13 protein-coding genes are annotated in these 10188 nt (G+C 56.9%); 5 read left to right on the top strand and 8 right to left on the bottom strand.

Annotated elements, in window-relative coordinates; all coding sequences use genetic code 11:
* The coding region (locus FY112_RS04175) for a hypothetical protein (protein ID WP_151517777.1) at window positions 1-255 on the bottom strand (255 nt) is incomplete at its 3' end.
* A 559-nt stretch (window positions 256-814) separates the two neighbouring features.
* Between FY112_RS04175 and FY112_RS04170 the strand changes: the two genes are divergently transcribed.
* The gene (locus FY112_RS04170) at window positions 815-1327 is read left to right on the top strand and encodes a hypothetical protein (protein WP_151517776.1); all 513 of its coding nucleotides are present in this window, start codon (window positions 815-817) and stop codon (window positions 1325-1327) included.
* On the top strand, window positions 1324-1989 hold the full coding sequence (locus FY112_RS04165) for a TIR domain-containing protein (RefSeq protein ID WP_246700601.1): 666 nt from the start codon (window positions 1324-1326) through the stop codon (window positions 1987-1989). Before FY112_RS04170 ends, FY112_RS04165 begins: the two co-directional genes overlap by 4 nt.
* 206 nt (window positions 1990-2195) lie before the next feature.
* On the opposite strand, the gene FY112_RS04160 is transcribed toward FY112_RS04165, so the two are convergent.
* The 5 genes from FY112_RS04160 to FY112_RS04135 form a co-directional block, all read right to left on the bottom strand.
* Window positions 2196-3821 carry an AAA family ATPase gene (locus FY112_RS04160; protein ID WP_151517775.1) on the bottom strand — a complete coding sequence of 542 codons (1626 nt, stop codon included), beginning with the start codon at window positions 3819-3821 and terminating at the stop codon, window positions 2196-2198.
* A 252-nt stretch (window positions 3822-4073) separates the two neighbouring features.
* Complete coding sequence (locus FY112_RS04155; protein ID WP_181018152.1) at window positions 4074-4301, bottom strand: hypothetical protein; 228 nt, start codon at window positions 4299-4301, stop codon at window positions 4074-4076.
* Window positions 4262-4393: an AlpA family phage regulatory protein gene (locus FY112_RS37405; protein WP_246700602.1), complete on the bottom strand. Its 132-nt coding sequence runs from the start codon at window positions 4391-4393 to the stop codon at window positions 4262-4264. Before FY112_RS37405 ends, FY112_RS04155 begins: the two co-directional genes overlap by 40 nt.
* Before the next feature lie 790 nt (window positions 4394-5183).
* Window positions 5184-6404 (bottom strand): site-specific integrase, encoded by a 1221-nt coding sequence (locus FY112_RS04140; RefSeq protein ID WP_151517771.1) that lies wholly within the window; start codon window positions 6402-6404, stop codon window positions 5184-5186.
* Window positions 6405-7103: 699 nt separating this feature from the next.
* Window positions 7104-7418, bottom strand: a complete 315-nt coding sequence (locus FY112_RS04135) for a hypothetical protein (RefSeq protein WP_131629436.1) — start codon at window positions 7416-7418, stop codon at window positions 7104-7106.
* Window positions 7419-7543: 125 nt separating this feature from the next.
* Here FY112_RS04135 and FY112_RS38550 point away from each other — a divergent pair, with 125 nt between their 5' ends.
* The gene (locus tag FY112_RS38550; RefSeq protein ID WP_131629511.1) at window positions 7544-7798 is read left to right on the top strand and encodes a hypothetical protein; all 255 of its coding nucleotides are present in this window, start codon (window positions 7544-7546) and stop codon (window positions 7796-7798) included.
* Between the two features lie 390 nt (window positions 7799-8188).
* Here the strand turns inward: FY112_RS38550 and FY112_RS37400 are convergent, their stop codons facing one another.
* Window positions 8189-8368, bottom strand: a complete 180-nt coding sequence (locus tag FY112_RS37400) for a hypothetical protein (RefSeq protein ID WP_027666057.1) — start codon at window positions 8366-8368, stop codon at window positions 8189-8191.
* 74 nt (window positions 8369-8442) lie between these two features.
* Window positions 8443-8619, bottom strand: coding sequence for a hypothetical protein (locus FY112_RS36590; RefSeq protein ID WP_165504102.1), 177 nt, complete (start codon window positions 8617-8619; stop codon window positions 8443-8445).
* An 85-nt stretch (window positions 8620-8704) separates the two neighbouring features.
* On the opposite strand from FY112_RS36590, the gene FY112_RS04120 reads away from it, so the two are divergent.
* Window positions 8705-9625: a hypothetical protein gene (locus tag FY112_RS04120; protein WP_151517770.1), complete on the top strand. Its 921-nt coding sequence runs from the start codon at window positions 8705-8707 to the stop codon at window positions 9623-9625.
* 204 nt (window positions 9626-9829) lie between these two features.
* Window positions 9830-10188, top strand: a 359-nt coding sequence (locus FY112_RS04115; protein WP_151517769.1) for a catalase, incomplete at its 3' end; no start/stop codon positions are given.

Genomic DNA, 10188 nt, shown 5'->3' with positions numbered 1-10188 from the left:
GCCGGCTTCATCGACCAGTCGTTCGGCCGTGTACATTGCGATGCGGATCGAAACGCCGAAAGCGGCGAGGTCGCGAAGGATCGAGAAAAAATAGATGTCACGTCCGGTGAACCAAAGGCGATGTCCTGCCTTCTGTCCGCAGTAACTGGTGACATTCCTGGCAAGCCAGCCGCGCAGCGCGTCTTCCGAGACTTCTATGATTTCGGAAACGTCGGACACGCTGAAGGCCGCCTGCGTGATGCATGCGGAGTTCATAATGTTTGTCCTTTGATGATTGCCGAAACCGGCGATAGGCAAAACGAAAGCCGCGGCTCAGCCCCGAGGAGAAGGCGAGCCGCGGCTCGATCAACGCAGCGTCAGGCTGCGGATGGCATCACCGTGTCGGTACATCCGCGACTCCGGCAATAAAAAGCCGCCCGGTGAGGAGCGGCTGAAACTTATCTTCCACCTTACTCTCTCCCAAATCGGAGAAAGTCAGGTTCTTCTCATAATAGTACGCAGCAACTACGCACGAAAATCGGATGGTTGGAAAAAAACCTCTCAACCCCTGGCGACTTGAGTGCGCGTGAGGGTCGGTCACCCTTCACCTATACAGGTGACAACTTCGCACTTTGTGGACCTATGCCGCTAGATTTATTGCTTTGGGTGCGCTGTACCGTACCCCTTCACTCTATTCCCCATGGCGGTAGCAAAAAGTGCCACTACGACGTATATTTTCTTAGCGTCTCATACCTACGGCACGGGGCGGCATGTCAGTCCGTACTCAACCCTTGGTGACCTGAATGCGCGTGGCATACGGTCATGCTGCGCACGCGTGCCCTCCGATGACGCAATTATCAGTGGAAATCATGCTAACGCGATTGTCGATTTACTGAGCATCGGTAGTATTGGGGTCATGGTCGGGAGCGATGACTTTGCAGAGATGCGGATCAAACACCTTGAAATGGTGCAAGGTGTAGTCTCGCGGCTATCTAATCATAGCACGAATTTCAAAAATTACTGCGTCACTCTCGTCACTGCGATAATCGGGTTCGCCCTAACAGCAAATAACGTGAATATCATCCCAGCGGCAGTTTTGCCGGTGGTGGCGTTCGCCTATCTAGATGCGCGCTATTTGCGGTTAGAGAGAGCCTTCCGTTCCCTGTATAATCACGTCCGATTAGAAGATTGGAACAGCCAACCTACTTTTGATCTTGATTTGAAATCCACCCAATTTGATAGGCATCCACTAATTAGAGCCGTCTTCACCTGGACTATCCTTGGATTCTACGGGTCCTTACTTTTTGGCGTGGCTGTGATCTTTTGGCTTAAGAGCGGTAAACCGTGACCAGCCTCCTAGGAAGTTTCCCCTCGATTCCGCAGCAGAAGAAGAGAAGGACATTCTTCTCATTTCATTACGCCGATATCATGCGAGTTAACGTCGTTCGAAAGAGCGGAGAGTTCGCCACGACAGCAGGCGCACCAGGGCGCGACATCGAAGGCTATTATGACGCCAGCCTTTGGGAGAAAAAGAAGCTGGAGGGAGACGAGGCGCTCAAACGTATGATTAGGGAAGGCGTTGAAAATACGTCGTGTGTATGTGTCCTGATTGGTACCGAAACGTGGCAACGTCGATGGGTAAAGTACGAGATCGCCCGCAGCGTTGTGGACGGCAGGGGGCTCATGGCCGTCCACATCAATAGTATCAATCACCACCAGCGCGTAAGACCAGACGAGCGAGGATACAACCCATGTGGGATTTTGGGCCTCGCCGCCCACGTGAGCGGTAATTACTATTTGGTGGAACGGAAGTTCGTAAATGGCGCGTGGGTTTGGGAATGGTACCAAGATTACACAACTGCTGTTTCGGTTCCAAGATACATGAAGCCGCCGACCCCGAACCACCCAGTTCGGCTTGCCGAAGTAACCAGAGAGTATGATTGGAGCCAGAACGGGCACAGAAATATTGGCGGATGGCTTGATCTGGCCGCCACAGAGGCAGGCCGTTAGAGAGTGTGGGGCTAGATCTCATTGGCCGACGCTTGCTTGTGCGCCGATTGACATCAATTAGCGAGTGCGAACAACCGGTAGGGCTTCCACCCTACCAGGGGTGTTCCACCCCTATGGGGGTTATAGGGGGTGGAAGGAACAGGGGGTGGAACAGGGGTGGTAGGGGGGTGGAACGTAGGGTGGAAATCTTTCACCCTGAAAGATTGTTACTCCGCCCCGAAGCATTCCGCCGCCAGGATGAGCCGTTGTCTCGGCTTCGAGGGCGGCCCTTCCATCACAACGCGGAGCTCGCCGGCAGCAATCAAACGCTGCATTGCCGCCTCCAGCATCTTCACTGAAAGCCCCTCGACATCTGGACGCTCGGCCATGACCTTTGGTGCATAGTTCAATCCCTTGGTCTTGGCGACACGCGCGCCAGACCTGTTAATGGCCGACAGCACGTCGCGGAAGATGCGTTCGGCGCGGACATTCATCAAAGCAGAGCCAGGAGATGGCTTGCCATCGTCGAGCACAAAGACACCGTCCTTCCAACGCAGCTTCATCTCTCCGCCGGTGGAACCATAGTTCGATTTCTTCGTCGTTAGAAACCGCAGGTCTTGATCCGCATCCTTTCCTTCCGGGCGCGTCATATAGAGCCTCGATCGAACCGAGTTGTTCCATGCCGTGCTGCCTGAAGATCCGGTGCCAGACTGCATCCCTGAGACGGATGGATGCGTCAGCAGCACGACCGCGCAGTTAAGCCGAATGGCCACTTTCCGCAGCATGCCGATAAACTGCCGGACCTGACCGCGCTTGATTTCATCACCGCCGAAGAGGTCGGCTGCGGTGTCGAGAATGATCAGTTCCGGTAGGAAGTCGCTCACCATCTTCACGAGGTCGACGTAGAGTTCGGTAGGCTGCATATTGCCGCGACGATCAGGGACGGAAAGGAGTGCGTCCATATCGGCCAACGGCACGAGCCGGAAATCTGAAAGGTCGCTCAGCGACTTCCCGTGAGCCGTTACGATATCGTCGAGGCGACGGTGGAATTCTTCTGCTTCGTCTTCGGCGCCGAGATAGACTACGCGGCCAGCAGACGGACGCATCCCCATAGTCTCGACGCCAAGCGCGCCGGCGGCAGCAATCTGTAGGGTGAGCAAAGATTTGCCGACGCCGCCGTCACCCGAGACGATCGTGACCTGGCGGCTGGGAACGAGGTCTTGCAGATACCATTCACGGGCCGGTATGGGCTTGCCGTGCCACTCGGCTGGGCAGACAACGGGAAGCGAGGTGGGCGCTACGGCTGGCGTCTGCTGTGGCGCGTTGTCGTTGGCGGCCAGTGGCACGGCCGCCGGCGGAGGGAATAGCTCCTCGCGAAGCTTCACCATCGACTTTTGTAGCTCGGTCGGTTCCTTCGGAGGCGGCCTGTTACCGAGATCGCGACCGATAATGCTATCAGCAACGACGCGGTCAATCTCCGGCCCGTGGATCTGGAACATGCCAGGGATGCCGGTCTCGTGATGAAGTGTCACAATGACTGTCGAGTCACGGTCGCAGCCATCAATGTTACTTACGATGACACAGGCGCGCTTTTCGGTGTGCTCATCTGCCGGCCACTCGTCGTTTGGCAAGCTGGAAACATTGGCTGGCCCAGTATTTTCCCAGTCCGGCTTTCCAGCCTCATCGGCGGGCGCCAGGACCACGTCAACGCTGCAATGGCCGTGGTCATAAAGGCGATCGTAAATTCCGAAAATCAATGCCTGGCGGCAGTCTGAGGCCGGGGGTTCTCGCGGGCTGTACATGGCCCTAAGTTCGTCAAGGTTTGTTTCAAGCTGCGGCGCGGTTGCTGTCATAGGCTTGTCCGCCTCCCATTGCGGCCTCAAGGGCCTTCAAGATTTCAGCCGCGAGCGGCGGCGCAAAAGTTGCGGAATGCTTCCCGTAAGCGTTCGGCGCCAGGATGCGGGAGAAGCCATTTGGCAACCGCCTCATGGCTAGATTGTAGAGCCGCAGGTTCGGGCCTATTTGCGCGTCAAAAACGCATACGTCGGCGGGCCGCCAGGGTGGGCGGACCTCTAATATCTCGATCATGGTGTTCCTTGTGGGTGCTAGTAGGTCAGGTGAACGGTCACGCCTGACAGGTTTCCATCTGCATCCGCGTCATACTCGACCCGCTTCACTTGGAGATGGTTCGTGCCGCCGCGATAGTGGAATGACACCCAATCGCCTGTGCCCGGCACGGCCGGCCAATCGACGTCTAGGCCGTTGGGATGATCTTCGCTTTTAATGGTGATCTTCATGCTGCCGCCCTCGCCGCGATCTTCGCATGTATCCATGCGGTGACTTCCGAACGCACGAAGGCGATGCGCCTGTCGCCCAGATCCACGGCTTTTGGGAAACGGCCCTCTTGCCGATAACGATTAAGCATAGTTCGGCTCATGGACGTCAGTCGGCAGGCGTCATTCAGGCTGACCAGCGTGGGTGTATTGTCGTTATGCGCTTGCATAGAGCTCCTTCTCGCCGGACGGAATCCGAGCGTTAAACAGGTTGATCAATTTTGAAATGAGAGCCGGCAGCAGCCGGGTTTATGTGCATTCGGTGCGCCGAAGCGCTGGGCGGCGAGAAGCTCAATTGGCTTCAATGACTATGCTAAATTTGGTGTAAACTTACAAAAAAGTCAAAATGGATATTGATTGCAGGTTGCAATAAATTTCTTGACGCGTTTTGTAAAACTACATGGTTTATAGATGTGCTGTGCCGTCACAATGGATCCTAACGTGCGATCCTGAGCGGCAGGAAAGAAACCAGCTTCCTCCGCGACCTCTTTTGTGGCGTCGGAGAACTTTTCATTGGATCATAAATCAAACCATCAAAAGCATCGAATAGAACCCAGTGCCATTTTTCACCTACGCGACTTACTGCAACTAATGCGACACCATCAATGCTATCCCAACTAGACACCCGTTTCGGCCGTCCGCGGCACTCGACCCCAAGCCTTTCGAGGCCACGCCTCATGTGCGACCACTGGGTACGCTGGTCTTGAGGTTTTGCCTCATCGAAGAGAGCGGAGGCCGCCTCATCCAAGCTTCGACTTGTGATCATGGCGAGGCATGCAATGCCACAGCCAGTTGGGCTGCTTTGGGCAATGTGAGTGAAGCGCATCGCGGCCCTCATGTTATACGGGGGAAAGTTAACGAACTACGGCCTTAAGACCTTGTTTATCTGTCTGAAATTGTAGCCTTCATGTCTCCATCGAGTTTGAACTTGTAAACATAAGCCGCCCATTCCCGCATCAGCTTCCGTCGGCGCTCAAGCGCATCTGATCGAGCATAGGAGCGCTCAACAGTGTCACCGACCGCGTGGGCCAACGCCGCCTCTGCGATCTCGCGAGGGGCGTGGGCAACCTCGGTCGCCCAATCCCGGAACGCCGACCTCATGCCGTGAACCGTGAATGCTCCACCTCCAGCCGATGTGAGCGCCTTCGCCAAGCTCATATCGGAAAGCGACTTTTTATCGCGCACGCCCGGAAACACGAAATCGTTGACGGCTTGATCCCTCATTTTGAGGAGTAAAGAAGCAGCCTGCGGCGACAATGGAACTCGATGCTCTTTGCCTGGCTTAGTGCGCTCGGCCGGGATGATCCAAACCTTATCCCGAAAATCTATCTCACTCCAAACAGCGCCGCGAACCTCACCAGATCGGCAGGCTGTCAGGATGCATAGCTCTAGCGCCCTCGCCCCCACTCCACCTATCTCCGCGAGCTTTCTCATAAACGCGGGCAAGTCCGCATGCGGCATCGCAGCATGATGAGCAGTGGCAGTGAGCTGATTGGGTTTGTGCATTGCATGCTCGAGGTTGCCCTTCCAGCTTGCCGGGTTCTCGCCGGCGCGGTGTCCTTCGACCTTGGCTGCATCCAGCACGCGCTCAATCGCCTCACGAAGCTTTTCCGCGGTTTCCTGCCGCTCGCCCCAGATCGGGTTAAGAACAGAAATCACATCTTTCGTCTTGATGCTCGCGATGGTCTTAGCGCGGATCGGCTTGGCGTGGTTCTCGAACAGGTTGCGCCATCGGGCCTCAGTTTTGGCCCCACGCCATCGGCCAGCCTTCACGGCGGCATCCACGAACGAGTCGGCATAGGCTCCAAATGTAATCAGATTGGGCGTGTCCGCTTGCTCATCACGGCGAGCCACTATTGGGTCAAGACCACGACGCACCAACGCCCTTGCATCTTCTGCCGCCTGGCGCGCGTCAGCGAGCCCGACTGTATGAAGTGGGCCAATGCCCATTTCGCGCCGCAGCCCGGCGAACGTGTAGCTGAAGATCCAGTACCGACCGCCGCCCTTGGTGACGAGCCAGAGGCCGCCGCCGTCGCGCAACTTGGCCGCCTTGCTGGCCGCGATAGATTTAACTGTGAGCGCGTTTCGAGTATGGCTCCCCATAGGTCTTCCCCACTTTTTCCCCGCTTTCAGGTATTGCGCTATAAATAAGCGTCTTGGATGAAATGGACAAGTCTTCGTAGTGAAATCAATATGTTAAATATCGATGTGTTGTCACTATGGAGCGCTCTGGACGCTAAAAATTATCCGGCCCGGGGAGCCAGTTTTCAAGTTAAGCGCCTGTTTCGTTGATAACTCCGAATGCAGGCGCTTTCTTCCCACTTTCCCTCCCGCTTTTGAAATGCGCCCGGATCGCAAAGCATACGCGATCAAAACTGATGGCAGCGGACGTCAGCGTTTCGTTTTTTTGGGTAAGGACGGGACCGAAGCGGTCGGCGGAACATTCCCGTTGGTGCATCGAACCACATTTGAGAAAGCAGTCGATATAGGAAAAATATGACACTAAGGTTCTGCGGTCGCCCCGATGATCGACTGGACGGGTCGGCCAAGCAACTATCGCCCTCAGAGCGCGTGTCGTACTTCTCGTCGCACCGTGCTTATTGCGCCTCCCTCACCTAGCCCTAAATCAGCACCCCCTAATCCTTGCGAAAATTCACGAGGCGCATAAATTCAATCTATCAGATGGCTTTTGCCGGTGACCACGGATGTACTGGCACCGTGCTGACGCAATCAAGAAGGGTCGGCGCGAGCATTCGCCCGACCCTTTCTTGTTCTCCCAGACCGTTCTGCCGCTACTGCCGGCTAAAAATCGAAATACACGGTCACACCCGACCGACGACGATAGGGTTGATAGTCGCGATAGCCGTAATAGTCGCGACTGCCATAGTACCGCGGACGAGAGCACGAGCCGTAATACCGACAGTCGCGGTAAGCGTACCGGTGTTTCTTCCGGTGGCCATACGCGTGTCCATTACCGTGGCGACGGTGTTTGACTTGCTCGACGTCGGGGTTGTGCATATGTACTGCATTCGGCACGATGATCGGCGCGGCGTTCAGCGGCAGGGCGAAAGATGCAGACAAGATCATGGCTGCAAGTGCGGAAAAAAGCATCTTCATCGGCGCATCCTTTCGGGCTGCGATTCTGGTTTAATGAGGATTAACCTCCGATGAACGGCTGGCAGCATCTACGACGGGTAGGCATTCGCTGGCCAACCAACCGCTGGCGGTGTACAGCAAACACCATGGCTCTCGATCCCGAAAAAGCATTTTTAGATTACAGTGCGGCGAACTGCAGCGTGCAGTTCTGGACCGCCAACGCACCGGCCGTGCAATTCACCTCTTTGGAAGCCGCCGTCAGGTTCGCAAAAGACCATGGCGGCAGGTGGGAAGAGATTGAGATAACGGTCCATCTGCCGCGCGAGGACATCGTATTCGCCACCGGAAAAGTGCATCAACTTATTGACGCTTTGCCAGGTGACCTCCGGAAAAAACGGTAATGATGGATTGGCAATCAATAGAACCGGCTGGCGCGCTGCCGGACGGTCTTGGCCAATTTTCAAAAAATATCTTGAATTTTCAATAGACGCTTTTCTGTTCAGCTCAACCATCAGCTTGCCTCGCACGGACCACGCGCAGCTCGCGGTCATGCAGCGAAACACATACTATCGCCACAGCACCTGGATAACGTCACGGCCATGGCTCTAGGTATGGCGATGGAATCGGAATAGGCGCTGCAGTCGGCCCGATGCTGTTCGATGACACCGCGATCGGTGTCGCGATCGGCGCTGCCGTCGGGGCTGTGATCAAACGGAAATGACCGCTTATGGAGCGCCCGCCTGACGCTCCTCACGACCCCGCTTCCTATACGGGCAAAGAGACGGCCACCTTTAATAGCTGCACGAACGGCCCTCGCGGGGGCGGAAGCCATCGGCGCAGGCCGGGTTCATCGAATCTCCCGGCTGATATCCCGATGCCGAGCCATATGAATTCGGCGGCGTCGAGCAGGCCGAGGTCATGGCGGCAAGACTGATTGCTCCGGCTGCTACAAATGCCCGAAATCTCTTCATCGATGCTTCTCCAGTTTAGGCTGTGACCGGGTGACGAGAGCTTCTGCTCTCTCCTGCCAAGTTCGCCTTGTCCCTCAAGATATGGCGCTCTCTTCGCCGGACGTCAGCGCCGAACGCACAAGATTCTTATCAATCTCGATCAGCTCCGCATGAAGATCGTCGATGACCAAGTCGACCGGGAACAAAGACCGCGGTTCAAAGTTGAGTGGCACCAACCACGTAACGTCAGTTTCTGACAGGAGGTCTTTCATGGGTCGCGGTATTCTTCTTTGGCTGCTTGGTGTTCCACTGCCGATCATCATCCTTCTTGCTCTGTTTATGCGATAGGAACAGATCATGTCGGTTTCAGTGACAGGTTCCGGGGAGATTGCTACTCCGGTCGAATCCTCCAAATCCGCCATGACATGGGGGCCTATCTTCGGAGGCGCCGCCGCTGCCATCGGAGTGACCCTCATTCTTTTGCTGCTTGGATCCGGGGTCGGGTTGACGATGGTATCGCCCTGGTCGGGGCAAAGCAGTTCGCTCGGTACGGTCGGGGTGACGGCGGCGATCTGGCTGGTTGTCGTCCAATGGCTGTCCTCCGGGCTCGGAGGCTACATCACCGGCCGCCTGCGCACGAAGTGGGCGGCCGTCCACACCGATGAGGTGTTCTTCCGCGATACGGCGCATGGCTTCATCAGCTGGGCGCTGGCGACAATCTTCGTCGCCGGGTTTCTGGCGTCGTCGCTGACTTCGCTTGCCGGTGCAGGCGCACAGGCCGTGGGCTCCGCCGCGCAAGCTGTGGGTTCGACCGCCACTGCCGCCGGCACGGCAGCAGCATCGTCGACAGCGTCGCCGATGGATCTGCCCACTGCCTATTTTACCGACGCGTTGCTGCGTCCTGATCAGGCTCGCGCGGCTGCAACCTCGAATGACGCCGCGGCAACGGCGGAGGTATCCCGCATCCTCCTCAACGGCGCCGCTGAGGGCCAGATCCCGGATGACGACAAGGCCTATCTTGCCACCATCGTCTCTGCTCGCACCGGTCTTTCCGAAGCCGATGCGCGCACCCGCGTCGACACCGTGCTGAAGCGCATCGACGACGCCAAGGTCGCCGCCCAGAAAGCCGCCGATGAGGCACGCAAGGCTGCCTCCACCACGGCATTGCTCGGCGCGTTGTCACTTCTGATCGGGGCTTTCATCGCTGCTGCCGCCGCAGCCTTTGGCGGGTCGCAACGCGACGAAGAGGAAGACCTTCTCGTCACGCCTCGGATTTAAGGCCCCGGGCCCAGGATCGACGGAAATGGGGGCGCGGGGTCGAAAGGCCCGCGCCCCAATAATGCGGGGCCATCCCAGGCTCTGCTGCGGTTGGATGATCGTGCGCTGCAAGGCTTTTTCCCCATGGCGGTTTATTTCGCATCGGGCGGAACATGTCGCCGTTGGGGAGCTTCGGTTAGGTCAAACCTTTTCCGGAGAATGTAGATGGCCAAGAAGACCTCCCAAACCTCGCCCTCGGACAACGCAACGATCCATGATCAAAAACTGCACCGGGGTGCAGGCGGCGAGCTTCATCAGTTTGCCGAAGACGGCAAGCCGGTGCTGACCACAGCTCAGGGCGGACCCGTCTCAGACGATCAGAATACGCTTCGTCTCGGTGCCCGCGGCCCTGCCCTCATCGATGATTTCCATTTTCGCGAGAAGATCTTTCATTTCGATCACGAGCGCATCCCCGAGCGGGTCGTCCATGCGCGCGGTTACGGCGCCCATGGCTATTTCGAAACATATGAATCCCTGGCCGCCTATACCCGGGCCGATCTTTTCCAGCGGCCGGGCGAAAAGAC

Source organism: Rhizobium sp. PEPV16 (genome assembly GCF_008919455.1).
Classification (GTDB): Bacteria; Pseudomonadota; Alphaproteobacteria; order Rhizobiales; family Rhizobiaceae; genus Rhizobium; species Rhizobium leguminosarum_Q.
This window is presented reverse-complemented; position numbering and strand designations above follow the sequence as displayed.